Origin of the sequence: Wenyingzhuangia sp. 2_MG-2023, assembly GCF_030548295.1 — a bacterium.
In the GTDB taxonomy this organism is placed as follows: domain Bacteria; phylum Bacteroidota; class Bacteroidia; order Flavobacteriales; family Flavobacteriaceae; genus Wenyingzhuangia.
This window is the reverse complement of record NZ_JAUOSB010000001.1, coordinates 469,824-490,174: the sequence shown is the minus strand read 5'-3', so window position 1 is coordinate 490,174 and position 20,351 is coordinate 469,824. Positions and strand designations below refer to the sequence as shown.

The window sequence follows — 20,351 nt, the reverse complement described above, 5'->3', positions numbered from 1 at the left end:
AAAGCTGAGTAATTTAGTGTTGAATTTAAGTAGATGAGAAAAATGAATATTAAGATTGTATCTTTTTCAAAAATGACAACTTTAGAACTGTTTGATTGTTTAAAATTACGATCAGATGTATTTGTTGTAGAGCAAAATTGTATCTATCCAGATATTGATTTTATCGACAAATTATCAAATCATTTATTGGCTTTTGAAGATGGAGAACTTGTTGGCTATTTAAGAATATATACTGATAGTAAAAATGTTGTTAAAATAGGAAGGATTTTGATTGAAGAAAAACATAGAGGTTTAGGTTATGCAAAAGAAATAATATCAAAAGCAATCAATTTTATTAATAATTCTAAGTCAAATAGAATTGTTAAAATATCTGCACAAGAACATTTAACAGGGTTCTATCAATTATTTGGGTTCAAAGAAACAGGAAGTCCTTATTTAGATTATGGAATAAACCATGTAGATATGCAATTAGATTTATAATAGCTTATTGTATCAATAAATTACAACCTCTAATGTCAGAATTGTCAAATCTACCTAACACATCAAAAGTTCCATCGTTATACACTTTTCCTAAATCCTGTGTAGCAATAAAAGAACAAGAGTTTACGTTGGCTAAATCAATCACATTAATTCCACCACTTTTTCCAATAGGTAATAAAGACAAAGCATCTTCGGTATCGCGAATTAGAATTTTCATCCAAGGTGGACAATTAAATTTTTGTGAATCATTAAAATAAGCTTGACTTAACAATTCAGTCATTCCGTATTCCGAATGAATATTTTGTACTCCAAACCCTTTTTTAAGTTCTGCATGCAATTCTTCACGAATCATTTCTTTACGTTTTCCTTTCATTCCACCAGTTTCCATTACAATGGTGTGTTTTAGATTGCAATTGAACTTTTCAATAAAATCTAACAAAGCAAAAGAAACCCCAATTAAAATAGTTTTGGCTTGTTTGCTTTCTTGTTCTTGTAACTTATCATAAAGTTCTTGATGATTGTGTAAATAAAATCCGCTATTTGGGTTGTTAGATTTGTTGATGAGGTCTTCTACCATATAAATGAGTGAAGACCCGTTACGTTCCAAATAAGAAGGAAGCAAAGCTAAAACTGTATATTCTGTAATATCTCCGTAAAATTGCTCAAAAGCTTTTAAATAGCTTTTTTCATACAAAGAAACATCTGCAACTAAATGCTGACTCTGACTCATTCCTGTTGTTCCGCTACTTAAAAAAATTTCTTCTATAGGATTGGTATTGCTAACAATAGAATGACTTTTAAAAAACTGAATAGGTAAAAAGGGAATTTTATTTACATGTTGGATACTTTTAACATCTATATTTAAAAGATGGATAAAATCTTTGTAAACCTTACAATGCACAGCTTGATATTGAAAGACAGTTAACGCTTGTTTTTCAAAGTTTTTTGGAGTAGTGCTTAAAAAATCGAATGTGTGCATGGCAATAAATCTGTTGCAAAAATAATTAAATTCGTGGTGTAACCTATTTCAAATCGTATCGACCTATTAAAAAATCTATTTCATGAAACATATTATATATTTAAGCCTGTTAATTATAACATCGGCTTGTGCGCAAAATTCTGTAAAAACAGAAGTTAATCAACAATTTAAAGAGTATTGGTATGCTGGTAAAGCAGAGATTACAAGTTATGATTTGGAACAAGAACGATATGGAGAAATAAGAAAAGGGAATGCAGTAAATATTTTTGTAACCGAACCTTTTTCTAAAAAGTACAATACCAAGGCCGACGAACAAAATTCAGAAAATATAAGTGTGTTAAAGTTAAACGCCACAAGAAAGTTTAATACAGGTATTTATCCTTATTCTGTAATGACGAGTAGTTTTATGCCTGTTTCTAGTCCTAATGCTTCTTTAAAAATAAGTACTTCTACCCAAGAATGGTGTGGGCAAGAGTATATAGAGTTGAAAAATGATGAAGGTGTTTTTAAAATTAACAATTCATCTTATTTTCAAGGAGCTACATTTAAAGATAAAAAATTAGATAAAAATATTGTTTTAGAAAATGATATTTGGTCTAAAATAAGGTTAACTCCTAAAGCACTTCCGCAAGGAAGTTTTAAAATAGTACCCGACTTTGTGTATTTAAGATTTTCTCATCATGAGGTGAAAGCATACCAGGCAGAGGGAAAAATAATCAAAGGAGAAATGACTACGGTTTATCAATTAAAATACCCCGCTTTAAACAGAACTTTAAAAATTACTTTTGAAAATACTTTTCCATACAAAATTTTAGAATGGACGGATACGTATAAAAGTGGTTGGGGAGCTAAAGAAAAAGTGTTGACCACAAAAGCTACTTTAAAAAAGAGTTTGAATATTGCTTACTGGGAAAAGAATAGCAATTCGGATGCATATTTAAGAAAAGAGTTGGGATTGGAATAGAGAGATAATTATTGTTGATGTTGCATCTCGACTTCGCTTGATGACTTTTTGAGTTTGTTTCAATGTAATTATTTGACTAAATAATCATGTTATTACATTTTGATTCTGCTTGACGTTCTTTCGAGGTTATAGGTGTTCGAGCGAAGTCGAGAACGATATCTTTGATATATTATTTTCTCCCAAAATCAGCAGGAATTTCACCCCAAACTTTGGTTTCCCATTTTAAAATAGGGTTTTTAAAAGTATTCTCTTGCAACCATTTTTCGCCACGTTTGATCAAATCGTACAATATTTTGTTGTGCTCGTTCGGCATTATTTTGGTTCGGCATTGTTTTGCTTTTACCCAAGCGATTGCTGTTCTGGAATCTGAATAAATAGGCAATTCAAATTTTCCTGCTTTTTGCAAATAGGCCAATCCGTGAACCAAAGCTAAAAACTCTCCTATATTATTAGTTCCATCCTTAAAAGGACCTTGAATAAATAGCTGTTGTTTGGTTTGGGTGTTTACTCCTCTATATTCCATCAATCCAGGATTTCCACTACAGGCAGCATCTACACTAATAGAGTTTATATTGGGCTGTCCTATTTTAGCTAATAATGCTTTGTCTATTACTGGCTTTTGGGTGTTTACACCTTTATAATCGTTGTATGATTTGGTAAAAGCAATTTCCGCCTCTTCTTTAGAAGTGAAAGATTTGTATTGTGCTCCTTGAAAACCATCAATATTTTTTTTACAATCACCCCAATTGTTAAAAACACCTTTGGTTTTACCATTCCAAACAACATAATACTTTTTGTTTTTTGCCATTTTACATCGCTTTGCTAATAACTTCTTCTAAAACTCTAGGAAAGTGCTCTTGTTCTAGTGTGTGGATTTTTTCAGCAATAGTTTCTGGGCTGTCTTCTGCTGTTAAACTGGTTTTTGCTTGAAAAATAATAGCTCCTTCATCATAGTTTTCATTCACAAAATGAATGGTAATTCCTGTTTCACTTTCCTTATTTTCTTTAACCGCTCGGTGTACATGCATACCATACATTCCCTTTCCTCCATAATTGGGTAGCAAAGCCGGATGGATGTTGATGATTTTGTTAGGAAAAGCTTCAATAATGTTTTCAGGAACTTTTAATAAAAAACCAGCAAGTACAATAAAATCGGCCTCAACTTTTAATAAGTTTAAGAGGTCAACTTGCTCTTTCATCTCTTTATTAGAGAAAACTTTGCTCGGAATTCCTAGTTTTTTAGCTCTTTCAAGCACAAAAGCATCCCTTTTGTTGCTTAAAATGTAGGAGATTTTTATATTTTTATGGTCGTAAAAGTAACGTGAAATGTTCTCTGCATTGGATCCCGATCCTGAAGCAAGAATGGCTATTTTAATCATGTTTTATTGACTTTCTAGTGAATTTTTAGAGACCTAACTTGAGTTAGTTCTAGTGAAACAAGTTACAAAGATGTGATATTTTTTTTTATCTTAGTGAATATATTTGCCTGAAACATTGTTTGTGCAAACAAAAGTTTTTTATTTTTGTCCCGGTTTTAAACTTAATTAAATTATAATACTATGTCAGACATTGCAGCAAGAGTAAAAGCAATTATCGTTGATAAACTAGGAGTTGACGAAAACGAAGTAAATGCTGAGGCAAGCTTCACAAACGATTTAGGAGCAGATTCTTTAGATACTGTAGAATTAATCATGGAGTTTGAAAAAGAATTTGATATTCAAATCCCAGATGATCAAGCTGAGAACATTGGAACAGTAGGTCAGGCTGTAAGCTTTATCGAAGCAGCAAAAAAGTAATTAGAAAATTATCTATTTATGAAATTGAAACGAGTTGTAGTAACTGGACTTGGTGCATTGACACCAATCGGTAACAATATAGAAGAGTATTGGGATGGTTTAGTGAATGGTAAAAGCGGTGCTGCACCTATAACACACTTTGATGCTGCCAAGTTCAAAACTCGTTTTGCTTGTGAGGTAAAAGGTTTTGATGTGAATGATTTTATTCACAGAAAGGAAGCCCGTAAAATGGACAAATTTACACAATTTGCAATGGTGGTTGCCGATGAGGCAATTGTAAATTCTAAACTAGATTTAGAAACTACAGATCCAGATAGAGTTGGTGTAATTTGGGGATGTGGAATTGGAGGAATTGATACTTTTGAACAAGAAGTAGTAAATTATGCTAATGGTGATGGTACACCAAAGTACAATCCTTTCTTTATCCCAAAAATGATTGCAGATATTGCTCCTGGGCATATTTCTATCAAATACGGTTTTAGAGGGCCTAACTTTACAACAGTTTCTGCTTGTGCATCTTCCTCAAACGCAATTATTGATGCCTTAAACTATATTCGTTTAGGACATGCAGATGTAATTGTTACGGGTGGTTCAGAAGCATCTGTTACAGGAGCGGCTATGGGAGGTTTTAATGCTTTACATGCACTGTCTCAAAGAAATGAAGATCCGGCTACTGCCTCTCGTCCTTTTGACAAAAGCCGTGATGGTTTTGTGATGGGAGAAGGAGGAGGAGCACTTATTCTTGAAGAATATGAGCACGCTGTTGCTAGAGGTGCTAAAATATATTGTGAAGTTGTTGGAGGTGGTTTGTCTGCCGATGCACATCACTTAACGGCTCCACATCCACAAGGATTAGGTGCTACAAAAGTAATGTTGAACTGTTTGCAAAATGCAGGATTGACAATTAACGATGTTGATACAGTAAATGTACATGGAACATCAACTCCTTTAGGAGATGTTGCTGAATTAAAAGCAATACAAAATGTGTTTGGAGAGCACGCGTATAATTTAAACATCAATTCAACCAAGTCAATGACAGGGCATTTGTTAGGAGCTGCAGGAGCAGTTGAAGCAATTGCATCTATCTTGGCAATTGAATATGGAATGGTACCACCTACTATAAATCATGAAGAATTAGATGAAAATATTGATCCAAAATTAAATTTGACAATTAACAAAGCTCAAAAGAGAGATGTAAAAATTGCAATGAGTAACACTTTTGGATTTGGTGGACACAATGCGTGTGTATTGTTTAAAAAATTAGAAGCTTAAGACTTTTGAAGTTCTTTAAAAATATAAAAAAATCTCGTTCGAAATCGGACGAGATTTTTTATAAACAAATAAAAAATGTAATTGGGTTTGTGCCCAAGGAATTGTCTTTTTATAAAAATGCGTTTACACATGCTTCTTTGCAAATAAAGGACAAAGAAGGTCGGTCTGTAAACTATGAAAGATTGGAATATTTAGGAGATGCAATGTTGGGATCTATCATTGCTGCTTATTTGTACAATCAAGTGCCTGATGCTAATGAGGGTTATTTAACTCAAATGCGGTCTAAAATAGTAAGTAGAGAGCATTTAAATGAGTTGGGGAAAGATTTAGACTTGTTGTCTTTCTTAAGTACTAGTACTTCTAAATCCAAAATAGGAAATAATATACACGGAAACTTGTTTGAAGCACTAATTGGTGCTGTTTATTTAGATAGAGGGTACGGTTATTGTGTAAAGTTTATTTACAAAAAAGTAATTGGTCCTTATGTAGATATTGAAAAGCTAGAAGGGAAAATAACAAGTTACAAAGGGGTGTTGATTGAATGGTCACAAAAAAACAAAAGAAACTTAGTTTTTGATGTTTATGAAGATACAGGGAATCAAAAAGTAAAACACTTTAGTGTAAAGTTATTAGTAGACGGAAAAGTAATTTCTAAAGGAAGAGCCACTTCTAAAAAAAGAGCTGAAGAAATGGCAGCAAAGCGAGCATATTATGTTTTTCAATCAGATATTGCTAAACTATAACGTTTGCGTTTTATTGTTATAATATTTTTTAGCATTGATTACTATTAATTAAATTCGTCATGGAACGATTACCTATTTAATATTGTATATATGGCGGCTAATCATTTAACTCTATGTGATTTTGAGGAACAAAATTATTATATAATTGCTGTTCATTCGGTATTACAAGATTTTAAATTAGCGTATTTATTAAATAGTCATTTGCATTTTAAATTTGGTAGAATTTCACCAGATTTAGATTATGTAATAGAAGGCAAGAAAGCTTGTTTTTCTGCTTTTGAATATCAGGATAAAAAGAATTTAATAGATTGGTATTTGGTTAGAAATAAATTTGAAATCCAATCTTTAGAGGTGAAATCGTTAGGATTGTTTGATACAGAGTCCTCATTTAGTAGTACTTATGTATATTTGCAATCAGAGTTGAAAGATGCGGATTATATTCTAAAAGCTCAAGGAGATTTTGAGGAACTAGAAATAAAGCAACTTTTAAAAAAAATAAATCAAGTAGAAGGTGTAATTACATCCTATACAGTAGATATAAAAAAACTAAACCATAAAGAATACTTAATTTTTTAAAATATGTCACAGACTAAAAAAACCAAGATTGTTGCTACTTTAGGTCCTGCTTTATCAGGGAATAAAGCAATACTAAAAGAATTAATGATCTCTGGAGTAAATGTTTTCAGAATTAATTTTTCACATGCTGATTATGATGATGTAACTAATAATGTTAAAATTATTAGAGAGTTAAATGAAGAGTTAGATTTTAATGTAGCGATATTAGCGGATTTACAAGGGCCTAAATTGCGTGTTGGTGTAATGGCAGAAGGTGTAGAGTTGGCTCCAGGTGATGTTTTCAGTTTTACAACTGACAAGTGTGAAGGAACTCAAGAGAAAGCCTTTATGACTTACAAGCAGTTTCCAAAAGATGTAAAAGTTGGTGAAAAGATTTTAGTAGATGATGGAAAATTATTATTTGAAGTTACAGCAACTAATAACGAAAATTTAGTTACAACTAAGGTTTTAAGAGGAGGTCCATTAAAATCTAAAAAAGGAGTAAACTTACCAAATACAAATGTTTCTTTACCTGCATTGACAGAAAAAGATATTAAAGATGCAAAATTTGCTTTAGAATTAAAAGTAGATTGGATGGCATTGTCTTTTGTACGAAATCCAGCGGATTTAGATGATATTCATAAATTAATTGCAGAAAATTCTGACATCTCAGTTTACAGAACAAGAGTAATTTCTAAAATTGAAAAGCCAGAAGCGTTAGACAATATTGATGCAATTATAGCCAATACAGATGCAATTATGGTGGCTCGTGGAGATTTAGGTGTTGAAATTCCTATGTCTGAAGTACCATTGGCTCAAAAAATGTTGGTAAGAAAATGTAAAGAAGCTAAAATTCCTGTAGTAATTGCTACACAAATGATGGAGACAATGATCGAAAATTCTGTACCAACTCGTGCAGAAGTAAACGATGTTGCCAATTCTATTATGGATGGAGCAGATGCAGTAATGTTGTCTGGAGAAACTTCTGTTGGAGCATTTCCTAATGAAGTAATCAAGGTAATGAGACAGATTATTTTAGATGTTGAAAACTCTAGCTTGATTGAAGTTCCTAGAAAATCACCAAAACCAGATACTGATTCTGATAGAGCTATTACAAATGCTCTATGTCATCAAGCAGCATTGGTTGCAGAAGATATCAATGCAAAAGTAATTTCTACCATTACCAACTCAGGTTATACAGCTCAACAAATTTCTGCTTTACGACCAAAATCTCAAATCTTAGCCTTTTCTAATGACAAAAGAACTTTGGGTATGATGAATATTATGTGGGGTGTAAAAGGTAGGTTCTATGAGCCAAACACACCTTTTTCTACAGATATTATTAGAGAAGTCAATAACATTGCATTAGAAAGTGGTTATTTACAAGATGATGATGTGGTGATCAACCTAACTTCTACACCTATTATGGAACAAGGAGATGTAAACACACTTCGTATTTCAAAAGTAAATTTGAAAAAATAATTTAAGAAAAATTAATATAAAATAAAAAAAGGGACTGTTTTTTCAGTTCCTTTTTTTATTTTGTGACACAATTTTTTTTTGTTAAAAACAATTAAGATGGGTAGAACTTTAGTAATTGGAGATATACATGGTGGTTTTAAAGCTTTGGAACAAATATTAGAAAGAGCAGAGGTCACCACAGATGATAAGTTGATTTTTTTAGGCGATTATGTAGATGGATGGAGCGAATCTTTTGAAGTGATCAATTTGTTGATTTCTTTGAAATATTCTCACAACTGTATTTTCTTAAAAGGAAATCATGATGAATTGTTTTATGAGTGGTTGCACAAAGGGAAAGACAATCCTAATTGGTTACTGCACGGAGGACAAGCTACAATAGATTCATACAAAGACAGATCTTATAATTTTATAAAAATACACTCTTTCTTTCTGGAAAATTTAGATAATTACTATTTAGATACTGAAAACAGACTGTTCTTGCATGCTGGCTTTACCAACGTAAAAGGGATAGAACAAGAACATTTTTCAAAATTATTTTATTGGGATAGGTCTTTGTGGGAAACAGCTTTAGCTGCTAGAGAGTTGTCAAAAGACGACGAATTTTATCCAGAAAGGTTAAAGTTATACAAAGAAGTTTATATTGGACATACACCACTATCTAAAATAAATAGGGATGAGCCTTTCTTTGCGTCTGGTGTTTGGAATGTAGATACGGGAGCAGCTTTTACCAATCCGTTGACTATTATGGACATTGATTCCAAAGAATTTTGGCAGAGCGATCCTTTGCCAAGTTTGTATCCAAATGAAAAAGGGAGAAATTGATATAAAAAACAGGTTTCAGATTTTTAATCTGATTACTTTTATTACTTTTGCATAGCTAATACAATATAAAATATTATGACAGCATTGAACATCTTTCACGCAATTGATGATTTATTTACAAATGGAATTTTATTGCCTTTTAAAGCACTACGTTTTAGTGGTAACTGGTGGTTATCTAACGCAATCAACTTTGGGTTTGTAATTGTATTGTTGGTTTATTTAGGTTACTGGATGAAAGAATCTAAAAAGTTTAAAGACGAAGGAACAGAAGATTTACCAAAATAAAAAATACTGATTGGGAAGTAAAAATAAATTGAAGCGTTTCAATGAAAATGAAACGTTTGACAATGTCATACAGCCGACAAGAGAAGAAGTGGTTTCTGGCTTTGTGCATCAAGGAAAGTGGAGTGAATATTTTGGGAACAATCATCCTATAGTTTTAGAACTAGGATGTGGAAAAGGTGAATATACGGTTGCCTTAGCCAGAAGAAATCCAAAGGTAAACTACATAGGAATTGATATCAAAGGAGCTCGTTTTTGGAGAGGTGCCAAAACAGCAATAGAAGACAACCTGCCAAATGTAGCTTTTATTCGTACACAGATAGAGTTGGTTGATTTTATTTTTGCAGAAAATGAGATTAGTGAAATTTGGATTACGTTTCCAGATCCACAAATCAAATACAAAAGAACCAAACACCGTATGACGGGTGATGCTTTTTTAAGACGTTATCATAAAATCTTAAACGAGCAAGGTATTATGCACTTAAAAACCGATAGTGAGTTTATGCATGGTTATACCATTGGTATTTTGCATGGGCAAGGACAAGAGGTTTTGTATGCAAATCATGATGTGTATAGGCAAGAAGGTGCACCAGAAGAAGTAACACAAGTTCAGACTTATTATGAGTCACAATATTTAGAAAAGGGAAAAGCAATTACCTATCTAAAATTTAAATTAAAATATTAATAAGGAACCTCATTAGCAATAATGAGGTTTTTTTATAGAATAAAATTGAAACTCTATTTTGAAAGAAGAAAAGCAAGATTTTTTTAAAAGAGTATACCAAGTTGCCAAACAAATTCCAGAAGGGCGTGTAACTTCTTACGGAGCTATTGCACAATACTTAGGTGTAAAATCATCGGCAAGAGTGGTAGGTTGGGCTATGAATGCTTCTCATGGAGATATGAGTGTTCCTGCACACCGTGTTGTAAATAGAGTTGGGCTTTTGAGTGGAAAACATCATTTTGAAGGTACAAACCTAATGCAACAGCTTTTAGAAAGTGAAGGTGTAATAGTAAAAGACAATAAAGTTCAAAACTTAGAACAAATTTATTGGAATCCTTGTGAGGAATTGTAAAAATCACAAAAAAACATTTTTTTTAATAGACTGTTGTTTAGTGTGTTGTGTTGTTTTGTGTAGATTTTTTCACAAAAACAAACTTTTTTTAAAACCAAGTTGAACTTTCTATCGTAAGTAATTGTGTAATCGTTTTAATAACTAAAAACACACAATTATGAAGACAAGTAAAATTTTATTAGGGTTGGCATCCATAGCCCTTGTATCTGGTGCAATTATCGCAGCAGATCACATTGATGCACCAGCAGTAAAAGGTGGTACAAGTGACATCACAGATTTTTATGCATTTCAAGGAGAGGACACAGACAATTTAGTATTTGTTGCAAATGTGCAAGGTTTAATTTCACCAACAGATTCACAAACGGCAAGTTTTGATGAAAATGTACTGGTAGAGTTTAACATTGATACTGATGGTGATTTTGTTGAAGACTATGTTATCCAAGCTATCCCAAGTAACGATAAAATGTACATCTACGGACCTGCTACTCCAAATGAAACGGGTGCTAATAGTACACTTTTATCAGACATGTACAAAAGTAGTGTTGCTATTACTCCTTATGGTACTACTGCAATTACAGCTACCACAAACGCTTCTTCTGTTTCTGGAGTTAAAGCATTTGCAGGGTTGAGAGATGACCCTTTCTTTATGGACTTTGCTCAATATTCTGCAATTGTTGGCGGAACAGCAACGGAGTTTAACAATCCTGGAGCAGATACTTTTGCAGGAACAAATGTAAAATCCATTGTGGTAGAAGTTCCAAAATCTATGATTGGCGGATCAGGAACAATCAACACTTGGGTAACTACAAAAAGAAAACAATAAACTTTAAAAACTGAAAATTATGATACGTAAAATAACAACTATAGGATGCATGTTATTAATTGCAGCAGTTTCTTTTAACTGTTCTGATGATGATAACGATATGAAAATGGAAACAGAAGCTGTTTTTGTTTTAGAAGATCAAATGGGAAGACCCGCAGTAAATACAGTTTTTGTTGCTTCGGAAGATAAGGATACTTTTAATATGACAATTCCTTCTGAGCAAGCAGCTGCTTTTGCAAGTAAGTTTAAAACCAATTTAGAAGCATTAAGTCCTGCTTTTACCCAGTCTACTGATATGAACGCTTTAGGGCAAGATGCTACTGCTTTCACAAACTTATTAGCAACAGATGTATTGAATGTTAGTTTAGACGGTAAAACTACTTTTTATGATGGTGTTGCTGAGAATACATTATCAGGTAGAGCTTTGGCAGATGATGTGATTACAGTAGAATTGTTGTTGATTTTTGGAGGTGAAGATTTTTCTGAAAATCCAACATTGTCTGACGACAACGTGAGTGCTAATGACAAAGATTTTTCAACATCTTTTCCTTACTTAGCATCCCCTTGGTAATACAAGATTTTATAAAAACAAATGCTGAATTTATATCAGCATTTGTTTTTTAATTATGACCTAAAACTTTCCCAAATTATGAAAAACACTTACATATTTATAGCTACCCTAGCTCTTGTCTTTATTTCTTGTGAAAAGAAGGTTCAAGATGTGGTTGATTTAAAAGACTTGACAACTTATTTACAAACGCAAGAAAATGATGCTTCTGAAAGAATACACACCAATCTTTCTTTTTGGGAAGAAAAGTTAGTGAAAAATCCCAATCAATTTCCTTATGGAGCAAAAATAGCAGGTTTAGAAACTCAATTGTTTTCTAAAACAGGAGACATTCAACATTTAAAAAAAGCTGAAAATTTATTAGTACTTGCTGTAGAAAAATCAGGAGGGAAACAATCGGGTTATTTAAGATCGTTGGCTAGAAATTATATTTCTCAACATCAATTTAAAAAAGCGTTGGAATTGTTGCAAAAGGCAGAAATGAATGGTGATCAGAAACAAGAAACCATAAAAATGATGTTTGACGTAAATTTAGAATTAGGGAAAGAGAAAATTGCTTATGAATATTTAAGAAAAATAGAAAATAAAAGATCTTTTGATTACTTGATTAGAATTGCCAAATGGAAAGATCACAAAGGAGATTTGGAAGCAACCATTTCTTATATGGAAGAAGCGTTGGCAGGTGCGCAAAAAAAAGAATACGAAGAGTTAGAATTGTGGTGTATTACCAATTTAGCAGATTATTACGGACATCATGGAGACATTGAAAAATCGTATAAATATTATTTAAAAACCTTAGAAAAAGATCCAAACAATCATTACGCATTAAAAAAAATTGCATGGATTTCTTTTTCCAATGATAAAGATATTTTAGAAGCTAAAAAAATATTGAAGGTGTTAGATGAAAGATACAAAGGAGTAGATGTGGATTTATTTGCGTACGAAATTGCAACCTATGAGTATAAAGAAGTGTCAGAAAAATTAACTCAATATTGGTCAAAAGTTAAAGATGCTAAGTATGGAGAAATGTATAATAAGTATAACTTTGACATCTTGATAGATACTAAAAATTACAAAGAAGCCTACCAAACCGCGCTAAGAGAGGTGAATAATAGACCAACAGCAGCATCGTATTCTATGTTGGCATTAGCAACTGCTTGTTTTAAAGATCCTTATGAAGGGATGCATATTTTAAAAACAAACCAAGTTGTAGAATCTTATGAGCCAGAAGTTTTGTTAAGAGTAGCAAAAGTGTATGAAATGAACGAAAGACGAGATGCTTTGGAAATTATCAAACAAGAATTGTTAGAAGCTAGTTTTGAGTTAGGTCCAGTAAAAACGAATCAAGTTTTAAAATTATAAGAATATGAGAAAAATCACATCACTGATTTTACTGCTTTCATGCAGTTTTAGTTTTGCGCAAGTATTGAAGGGAAAAGTTTTAGATACAAACAATGTTCCTGTAGACTATATGTTGGTATATAACACAGGAACCAAAGCACATGCACACACCAATTTTGGAGGTAGTTTTGAATTAGAAAATACAAGAGTTGGAGACACAATTGTTTTTACAAAGTTAGGTTATGATAAAAAGAAAATAGTGTACAAAAAAAACAATATTACTATTTTGGTAGCGAATACTACGGTTGCTTTGGAGCAGGTGGTGTTGTTTAACGGAGTGAATACTTCTAGTCTTTTAACAGAAGTAGATGTTCAGAAAAATCCTGTAAAGTCTTCACAAGAATTGTTGACAAAAGTGCCAGGGTTGATTATTGGACAACATGCAGGAGGAGGAAAAGCAGAACAAATTTTTTATCGTGGTTTTGATATTGATCACGGAACAGATTTGCAAGTAAATGTAGATGGAGTGCCGGTTAACATGGTTTCTCATGCACATGGGCAGGGATATGCGGATTTGCATTTTGTAATTCCAGAAACTATTGACAAGCTAGATTTTAAAGCAGGAACTTATGACTATAGTCAAGGAAATTTTGCGACCACAGGTACGGTAAATGTTATTAGCAAAGAAACATTAAAAAACAACTCTATACAGCTAGAGGTAGGTCAGTTCAATACGCAACGTTTGGTGTTTTTAAATTCATTTCTTAAAAAAGCCAATGAGCATGCGTACATTGCTACAGAGTATATCAATTCTGATGGGCCTTTTGAGAGTCCACAGAATTTTAAAAGAATAAACATCAATAGCAAATATTCTAAAACTACAGAAGATTCTAAAATTGTGTTTTCATTTTCTCATTTTGTGAGTAATTGGAATGCTTCAGGTCAAATTCCAGAAAGAGCGGTGGCAGACGGAACAATTTCAAGATTTGGATCTATTGATGATACTGAAGGAGGAGAAACTTCTAGAACCAATGTATCTTTAAATATCATCAAAAATAAAAACGATGAGTCTCGCTTTAAGCACTTGTTGTACTATACTAATTATAATTTTGACTTGTATTCCAACTTTACTTTTTTCTTAAACAATCCTGTTGATGGAGATCAAATTCATCAAAAAGAAAGTAGAAACTTATTTGGTTACCAGTCAGATTATCAAGAGAAATTTGATTTGGGAACTTCGGAAGTGGTTTTAAATGCGGGGATAGGTGTTAGAGCTGATAGAGCTGACAAGGTTGAATTGTCTAGTACCAAGAATAAATCGGAAATTTTAGAGAGAATTCAATACGGAGATGTAAATGAAACTAACTTTTTTAGTTACATCAGTGCCAACTTTGAGATTGGAAAATGGAACCTTACGCCTTCTGTAAGATTGGATCGTTTTAACTTTGGTTATCAAGATTTTTTAGGAACAGACAATAAATTAAAAGAGCAAAATGCATTGGTGGTAAGTCCTAAATTGAGTGTTACCTATACACCAAATAACCTATTTCAAACTTATGCAAAAGTTGGTCAAGGATTTCATACCAATGACAGTAGGTTGGTTTTGAGTTCTTTGGGTAATGATATTCCTAAGGCTTATACTACAGATGTAGGGTTTTTATGGAAAGCAGTACCTGATTTGTTAGTTGGGTTTACTGCGTGGGGTATGCTATCGGAGCAAGAATTTGTTTATGTAGGTGATGCAGGAGTTGTTGAACCTAATGGAGCTTCTATTAGAAAAGGTGTTTCATTAAGCACTAGGTATCAACCTGTAAACTCGTTATTTGTAAACTTAGATGCAAATTATACACATGCAAGATTTAGAGATGAACCTAATGGACAAGATTACGTGCCTTTAGCTCCAGATTTTACTCTAAAAGGAGGAGTAAATTATAAAAAAGAATCTGGGTTTTATGGAGGGATTGATTTTTTACATTTGAAAAATAGACCAGCAAATGAAGATAATTCTATTGTAGCAAAAGGATATACATTAACCAATTTGAATGTAGGTTATGAATGGGATAAAATAATTTTAGGGGTTCAAATTCAAAACTTATTTGATGTTGCTTGGAACGAAACACAATTTGCAACAGAATCAAGATTGGCAGGAGAGGTAAATTCTGTAGAAGAAATACATTTTACACCAGGAACTCCTTTTTTCCTAAAAACGAGTATTCGTTACAAGTTTTAATTTCAAAGAAATCTTAAATTAGAAAGAGCCATCTCTATAGAGGTGGCTCTTTCTAATTATACAATTGTGTTTTGTGAAATTAAGAGATCTTTGTCATTCCTAACGTATACAATTGATCCAATGTTGGAGATGCACTACCACCAACAGGTTCTAGTGTAATTCCAAATGCTTGTGATGTATTGCTGTTCGATACTTTAATAAACCTATCTCCATTGTTATAAGCATCTAAGGTTCCTAAACTTGTAGGTGTTAAAGGATTTAATGTTAACGACCATAATTGATATACTTTTCCTTCAGGAGCTGGCGGTAAACCATTCAAATCCACATACATTTCATCGGTGTCTTTGTCCCAATAAATTGCTGCATAACTTTCTGGAGCTATTGTCTGTCCTGCCAAATCTATTTTTAAAGTTTTTTTAGAAGCCATAAAAGCAATTACTTCATCTTTGGTGTCTAGTGCTATTTTGGTAGCTATCAAATCTTGTTGAATAGTGCTTTTTTGATTGTCTAATGTTTGATTCGTTGCAATCTGTTTTGTCAAGTTGGTTTTAAGAGAATTGTTGCTGGTGTACAAACTAAAAATACCTATAGTAAGTACCACACTAGCAGCCCATCCCATATAACTGTACCATTGAATTGGAATTACTTTGGTTTCTTTTTTGTTGATGGAATTCATCAATTTAGCAAACGGATGAGCTTTCATTTCTTGGTGATTGCTAATCTCTGCTATTTTTATAACGGTATGTTCAATGTTTTTAACATACTCTTTTATTTCTGGATATTGTTGTATGTATGTGTATACCTCATAGCTATCTTCTCTATTAAGGGTACCTGCCACATATAGTTCAAGTATTCCAGAATCTATGTATTCTTTTACGTCTATCATAATCCTATTGATTGATACTTAATTTTAAACTATTTAAACAACTACGGCTTCTAGTCTTTACCGTACCTAGAGGAATGTCTAATTCTTCCGATGTTTCTTTTTGTGTATATCCTTTGTAAAAAATCAAGTCGATTAGTTTTCTACAGTTTTCAGATAGTTTTTGAATTTTAGTATAGAGTGTTTTTTCCTCATCACTAATCTCCTTTTCTTCTGGCTGTGATATATTTACGAAAATATCTATGCTTTGGTTCTTTTTAAGCTCTTTATATTCTTTAGATCGTGTTTTGTCAATAGCTGCGTTTCTTGAAATGTTGAGCAACCAAGTAAAAAAACGTCCTCGTTTAGAAGAATAGCTTTCAATGTTATTCCAAACTTTTAAAAATACTTCTTGTAAAATATCTTTAGACAAATCCTCATCTTGTAAAATGTTATAAATCACCCCCAACATGCTTTTATGATACATATTGTATAGTTGTTCATACGCTTTAAGATCTTTTTCTTCTTGAAATTTTTTTACCAAAACATCTACTGCATCCATAGTTTAGTATCATAATTAGGATATGAAAAATAACAATAATTAATGACTTATACGGGGCAATTGTTAAGGATGTTTTTGTAGCTACAATCTGCCTTTATTTTGATTGCGTAGTTTCTAGAATCTTGAGGCAATAAATTGTAGAAAAGGAACTAAGTTTGTGGTGTAAAAGTACAGAAAGTGTTTTTTTCGCAACTAGATTGTTCCCTTTGTGAAGATAAATAAGTACAACAATTTAAATAAAATCTGAATGAAAAAGTGTTTTTTAACCGTAGTAGCTTTAGTTTCTTTAACTGTAAATGCTCAAGTAGAAAAGGTGTCTGTAGTCAAGAATTTGTACAATATCCAAACAGGATTTGGGTTGTGGGTAAATAATGAAACCAAGTTGACACAAGAAGTAGCTTTACGAAGTGAGTTAGGTTTGAGTGGAGCTTATCAAAAAAGATCTGGAGAATCTGTATTGGCTTTTGTGCCTGGAGTTTCTGTTGAACCACGTTGGTATTTTAATCTTAAAAAAAGATACCAAGAAGGGAAAGATGTTGCGTTCAACTGTGCTAATTACTGGTCTGTAAAAGCGTTTTATGTTTCTGATGCTTTTATCATAGCAACCAACAATGCAGAGTTAGAAAGAAATAACTTGAATGTAACTGTAAATTGGGGATTGAAAAGAAATTTGAATGCAAATTGGCATTACGAGTTGGGAGTTGGTTTGGGAGCAGATGTTTTGTACAAAGAAACAGATGGTTTTCTAACTCAAGATTCTCCTTTCGTAGGTAGTTTTACCGTAAGAATAGGATACAAATTGTAAAAGAAAGTAAAGACTCTAATCACAAGAATTTTAAATGTGTGTAAGATTTTACTATATATCAAGACTATGGATTTCAGTTTCTTAGGATTAGACTAAATAGCGTATCTTTACGCTCCAAATAAATACAATCAAATGGGTATTACAAAATCAGAGATAAAAGCAGTATTAGAAACCATTACGGCACCTGGTGAAGGAAAGAGTTTGGTAGAGAGTAACAATGTAAGTAACATTGTTATTTTTGGTGATGAGGTTGTTGTAGATGTGCAAATAAGCAACCCTACGTTGCAAGCAAAAAAGAAAACAGAAACGGAAATTGAAAAAGCTATCGTAGCTCAATTTTCTGAAGCAAAGGTAAAAGTAAATTTGACTGTTGCTACTAAAAAGGAAGAGCCTAAAGCTAATCCAAATTTAATCAAAGGAGAAAAAATACCTGGCATTCAAAACATCATTGCTGTTGCTTCTGGTAAAGGTGGAGTAGGAAAATCTACAGTAACTGCAAATTTAGCAGTAACGTTGCAAAAAATGGGTTTTAAAGTTGGGGTGTTGGATGCAGATGTTTACGGACCTTCTATGCACTTGATGTTTGATGTAGCAAAAGCAAAACCAATTTCTGTAGATGTTGACGGACGTTCTAAAATGAAGCCTATAGAAAGTTATGGTGTAAAATTATTGTCTTTAGGTTTTTTTACAAATCCTAATGAAGCTGTAATATGGAGAGGACCTATGGCTTCTAAAGCATTGAACCAAATGATTTTTGATGCAGCTTGGGGAGAATTAGACTTTTTGTTGATTGATTTGCCTCCAGGAACAGGAGATATTCACTTGTCAATAGTTCAAGCGTTGCCTATTACAGGTGCTGTAGTTGTAAGCACTCCGCAACATATTGCCTTGGCAGATGCTAAAAAAGGAGTGGCTATGTTTGAGCAAAAAAACATCAAAGTTCCAGTATTGGGAATTGTAGAGAATATGAGTTATTTTACTCCTGCTGAATTGCCAGAAAACAAATATTATATTTTTGGACAAGACGGAGCAAAACATTTGGCAGAAGATATAGAAACAGCCTTTTTGGGAGAAATTCCATTGGTACAAAGTATTCGAGAAGCTGGAGATGTAGGACATCCTGTTGCTTTGCAAAACGGAACACCACAAGAATTGGCTTTTAAAGAGATAGCTAAAAATATGGCAACTCAATTGTTGAAAAGAAATGAAGACTTGCCACCAACAGAAGTTGTTAAAATTACAACAATGAGCGGTTGCTCTACCAAATAATAAATAGTATATTTAGACAGATAACAAATAGAGAATTATGAGTGCAGAAGATTTACAAAAGAATGTAGAAATAGCTTTGGAAGAGATTCGCCCTTTTTTATTAGCAGATGGAGGAAATATTTCTTTGATTACAATTGAGGATAATATCGTTAAGGTAAAATTAGAAGGTGCTTGTGTAGGATGTAACGTAAATCAAATGACGTTAAAGAATGGTGTAGAAGCTATGATTAAGAAGCATGCACCACAAATAGAAAGTGTTATAGATGTAAGTTAAAAACTTTTCATCTTAAAAATAATCATTGTTTTATAACGATGTTACCATTCAAAAATCAAAAGTGTCTTATAATTATAAGACACTTTTTTTATGTAATTTTATCAGCCAAAAAAACAACACGTCATGAAATATACCAATATACCAAATACAGATATTAAAGTGTCTAAAATCTGTTTAGGAAGTATGACTTGGGGAGAACAAAACACCGAAGCAGAAGGACATGAACAATTAGATTATGCTTTTGAACAGGGAGTAAATTTTATTGATACAGCAGAGTTGTATTCTGTACCAGGTAGAAAAGAAACTCAGGGAAATTCTGAAAGAGTGATAGGTACTTGGTTGAAAAATCAAAAAAGGGAAGAGTTGGTTATTGCAAGTAAAATTGCAGGTCCTAATCCTGGTTTGTCTTATATAAGAGAACCTCAGCAGTTTACCAAAAAATTGATTTTAGAAACGATTGAAGATAACTTGAAACGTTTACAAACAGACTATATAGATGTGTATCAATTGCACTGGCCAGATAGAAATGTAAACTTTTTCGGAAATTTAAATTACAAGCACAACCCAGAAGAAAAATGGGATGATAAAATAGCTGAGTTGGTAGAGGCGATGGATAGTTTGGTAAAATCAGGTAAAATTCGTCATTACGGTTTGTCTAACGAAACTCCATGGGGAACGATGAGACATTTGAATGAAGCAGACAAAAACGGTCTAACTCGTTGTAAAACCATGCAAAATCCATATTCTTTGTTGAATAGAAGCTATGAAGTAGGAATGGCAGAAGTTAGCATGAGAGAAAATGTTGGTTTGTTAGCGTATTCTCCTTTAGGTTTTGGAGTGTTATCAGGAAAGTATTTTGACGACAATTTGCCAGAAGGTTCTCGTATAAAATTATTTCCAAACTATAACAGATATAGCAACAAACAAGCAATGTTTTTGGCAGAACAATACAATGATTTGGCTAAAAAATACAATGTAAGTTTGGTAGATCTTTCTTTGGCTTTTATAGAGCAACAACCTTTTGTAACGTCTACTATTATTGGAGCTACAAAAATGGATCAGTTAAAAGAAAATATAGCTTCTGTCAAGGTAACGTTATCAGAAGAAATTTTAAAAGAAATAGACGGAATTCATAAGTTGCAACCCAATCCGGCACCTTAATTTAA

24 protein-coding genes are annotated in these 20,351 nt (G+C 32.6%); 19 read left to right on the top strand and 5 right to left on the bottom strand.

Features of this window, described 5'->3' with window-relative positions:
* The first annotated feature begins 72 nt into the window (after positions 1 to 72).
* The gene (locus Q4548_RS01900; protein WP_303450806.1) at positions 73 to 480 is read left to right on the top strand and encodes a GNAT family N-acetyltransferase; all 408 of its coding nucleotides are present in this window, start codon (positions 73 to 75) and stop codon (positions 478 to 480) included.
* Positions 481 to 484: 4 nt separating this feature from the next.
* Here the strand turns inward: Q4548_RS01900 and Q4548_RS01895 are convergent, their stop codons facing one another.
* Positions 485 to 1,459 (bottom strand): acyl transferase, encoded by a 975-nt coding sequence (locus Q4548_RS01895; protein WP_303450803.1) that lies wholly within the window; start codon positions 1,457 to 1,459, stop codon positions 485 to 487.
* An 82-nt stretch (positions 1,460 to 1,541) separates the two neighbouring features.
* Here Q4548_RS01895 and Q4548_RS01890 point away from each other — a divergent pair, with 82 nt between their 5' ends.
* On the top strand, positions 1,542 to 2,423 hold the full coding sequence (locus tag Q4548_RS01890) for a septum formation inhibitor Maf (protein ID WP_303450801.1): 882 nt from the start codon (positions 1,542 to 1,544) through the stop codon (positions 2,421 to 2,423).
* 169 nt (positions 2,424 to 2,592) lie between these two features.
* On the opposite strand, the gene Q4548_RS01885 is transcribed toward Q4548_RS01890, so the two are convergent.
* Together Q4548_RS01885 and Q4548_RS01880 are read right to left on the bottom strand one after the other, a co-directional pair.
* Positions 2,593 to 3,231, bottom strand: a complete 639-nt coding sequence (locus tag Q4548_RS01885; RefSeq protein WP_303450799.1) for a ribonuclease H family protein — start codon at positions 3,229 to 3,231, stop codon at positions 2,593 to 2,595.
* Between the two features lies 1 nt (position 3,232).
* Positions 3,233 to 3,802 (bottom strand): phosphoribosylglycinamide formyltransferase, encoded by a 570-nt coding sequence (locus tag Q4548_RS01880; RefSeq protein WP_303450798.1) that lies wholly within the window; start codon positions 3,800 to 3,802, stop codon positions 3,233 to 3,235.
* A gap of 180 nt (positions 3,803 to 3,982) precedes the next feature.
* Here Q4548_RS01880 and Q4548_RS01875 point away from each other — a divergent pair, with 180 nt between their 5' ends.
* From Q4548_RS01875 to Q4548_RS01815, 13 genes are all read left to right on the top strand, one after another.
* The gene (locus Q4548_RS01875; RefSeq protein ID WP_303450797.1) at positions 3,983 to 4,219 is read left to right on the top strand and encodes an acyl carrier protein; all 237 of its coding nucleotides are present in this window, start codon (positions 3,983 to 3,985) and stop codon (positions 4,217 to 4,219) included.
* Between the two features lie 18 nt (positions 4,220 to 4,237).
* The gene (gene fabF, locus Q4548_RS01870; protein ID WP_303450795.1) at positions 4,238 to 5,491 is read left to right on the top strand and encodes a beta-ketoacyl-ACP synthase II; all 1,254 of its coding nucleotides are present in this window, start codon (positions 4,238 to 4,240) and stop codon (positions 5,489 to 5,491) included.
* A gap of 5 nt (positions 5,492 to 5,496) precedes the next feature.
* Positions 5,497 to 6,234, top strand: a complete 738-nt coding sequence (gene rnc, locus Q4548_RS01865; RefSeq protein WP_303450792.1) for a ribonuclease III — start codon at positions 5,497 to 5,499, stop codon at positions 6,232 to 6,234.
* A 90-nt stretch (positions 6,235 to 6,324) separates the two neighbouring features.
* Positions 6,325 to 6,810, top strand: a complete 486-nt coding sequence (locus Q4548_RS01860) for an IPExxxVDY family protein (RefSeq protein WP_303450790.1) — start codon at positions 6,325 to 6,327, stop codon at positions 6,808 to 6,810.
* A 3-nt stretch (positions 6,811 to 6,813) separates the two neighbouring features.
* Positions 6,814 to 8,271: a pyruvate kinase gene (gene pyk / locus Q4548_RS01855; RefSeq protein ID WP_303450788.1), complete on the top strand. Its 1,458-nt coding sequence runs from the start codon at positions 6,814 to 6,816 to the stop codon at positions 8,269 to 8,271.
* Between the two features lie 96 nt (positions 8,272 to 8,367).
* A complete protein-coding gene (locus tag Q4548_RS01850; protein WP_303450786.1) occupies positions 8,368 to 9,093 on the top strand; it encodes a metallophosphoesterase family protein in 726 nt (241 codons plus the stop codon).
* Between the two features lie 75 nt (positions 9,094 to 9,168).
* Positions 9,169 to 9,378, top strand: coding sequence for a DUF6341 family protein (locus Q4548_RS01845; RefSeq protein WP_303450784.1), 210 nt, complete (start codon positions 9,169 to 9,171; stop codon positions 9,376 to 9,378).
* A 10-nt stretch (positions 9,379 to 9,388) separates the two neighbouring features.
* On the top strand, positions 9,389 to 10,060 hold the full coding sequence (trmB, locus tag Q4548_RS01840; protein ID WP_303450781.1) for a tRNA (guanosine(46)-N7)-methyltransferase TrmB: 672 nt from the start codon (positions 9,389 to 9,391) through the stop codon (positions 10,058 to 10,060).
* A 58-nt stretch (positions 10,061 to 10,118) separates the two neighbouring features.
* Positions 10,119 to 10,451: an MGMT family protein gene (locus Q4548_RS01835; RefSeq protein ID WP_303450778.1), complete on the top strand. Its 333-nt coding sequence runs from the start codon at positions 10,119 to 10,121 to the stop codon at positions 10,449 to 10,451.
* Between the two features lie 157 nt (positions 10,452 to 10,608).
* The gene (locus Q4548_RS01830; RefSeq protein WP_303450776.1) at positions 10,609 to 11,274 is read left to right on the top strand and encodes a DUF4331 family protein; all 666 of its coding nucleotides are present in this window, start codon (positions 10,609 to 10,611) and stop codon (positions 11,272 to 11,274) included.
* Between the two features lie 19 nt (positions 11,275 to 11,293).
* Positions 11,294 to 11,845, top strand: a complete 552-nt coding sequence (locus tag Q4548_RS01825) for a DUF4331 family protein (RefSeq protein WP_303450773.1) — start codon at positions 11,294 to 11,296, stop codon at positions 11,843 to 11,845.
* Between the two features lie 78 nt (positions 11,846 to 11,923).
* On the top strand, positions 11,924 to 13,204 hold the full coding sequence (locus tag Q4548_RS01820) for a lipopolysaccharide assembly protein LapB (protein ID WP_303450770.1): 1,281 nt from the start codon (positions 11,924 to 11,926) through the stop codon (positions 13,202 to 13,204).
* Positions 13,205 to 13,208: 4 nt separating this feature from the next.
* Entirely contained in the window at positions 13,209 to 15,413 is a 2,205-nt protein-coding gene (locus Q4548_RS01815; RefSeq protein WP_303450767.1) for a TonB-dependent receptor domain-containing protein, read from the top strand.
* 79 nt (positions 15,414 to 15,492) lie between these two features.
* Here Q4548_RS01815 and Q4548_RS01810 read toward each other — a convergent pair whose 3' ends face one another.
* A complete protein-coding gene (locus Q4548_RS01810) occupies positions 15,493 to 16,299 on the bottom strand; it encodes an anti-sigma factor (protein WP_303450764.1) in 807 nt (268 codons plus the stop codon).
* A gap of 4 nt (positions 16,300 to 16,303) precedes the next feature.
* Entirely contained in the window at positions 16,304 to 16,837 is a 534-nt protein-coding gene (locus tag Q4548_RS01805; protein WP_303450760.1) for an RNA polymerase sigma factor, read from the bottom strand.
* 247 nt (positions 16,838 to 17,084) lie between these two features.
* Here Q4548_RS01805 and Q4548_RS01800 point away from each other — a divergent pair, with 247 nt between their 5' ends.
* The 4 genes from Q4548_RS01800 to Q4548_RS01785 all read left to right on the top strand — a co-directional run bounded on the left by Q4548_RS01800 (position 17,085) and on the right by Q4548_RS01785 (position 20,346).
* Entirely contained in the window at positions 17,085 to 17,642 is a 558-nt protein-coding gene (locus tag Q4548_RS01800; protein WP_303450757.1) for a hypothetical protein, read from the top strand.
* A 132-nt stretch (positions 17,643 to 17,774) separates the two neighbouring features.
* The gene (locus tag Q4548_RS01795; protein ID WP_303450755.1) at positions 17,775 to 18,911 is read left to right on the top strand and encodes an Mrp/NBP35 family ATP-binding protein; all 1,137 of its coding nucleotides are present in this window, start codon (positions 17,775 to 17,777) and stop codon (positions 18,909 to 18,911) included.
* Positions 18,912 to 18,948: 37 nt separating this feature from the next.
* Positions 18,949 to 19,185: a NifU family protein gene (locus Q4548_RS01790; protein ID WP_303450753.1), complete on the top strand. Its 237-nt coding sequence runs from the start codon at positions 18,949 to 18,951 to the stop codon at positions 19,183 to 19,185.
* Between the two features lie 123 nt (positions 19,186 to 19,308).
* Positions 19,309 to 20,346 carry an aldo/keto reductase gene (locus Q4548_RS01785; RefSeq protein WP_303450752.1) on the top strand — a complete coding sequence of 346 codons (1,038 nt, stop codon included), beginning with the start codon at positions 19,309 to 19,311 and terminating at the stop codon, positions 20,344 to 20,346.
* Positions 20,347 to 20,351: the final 5 nt, after the last annotated feature.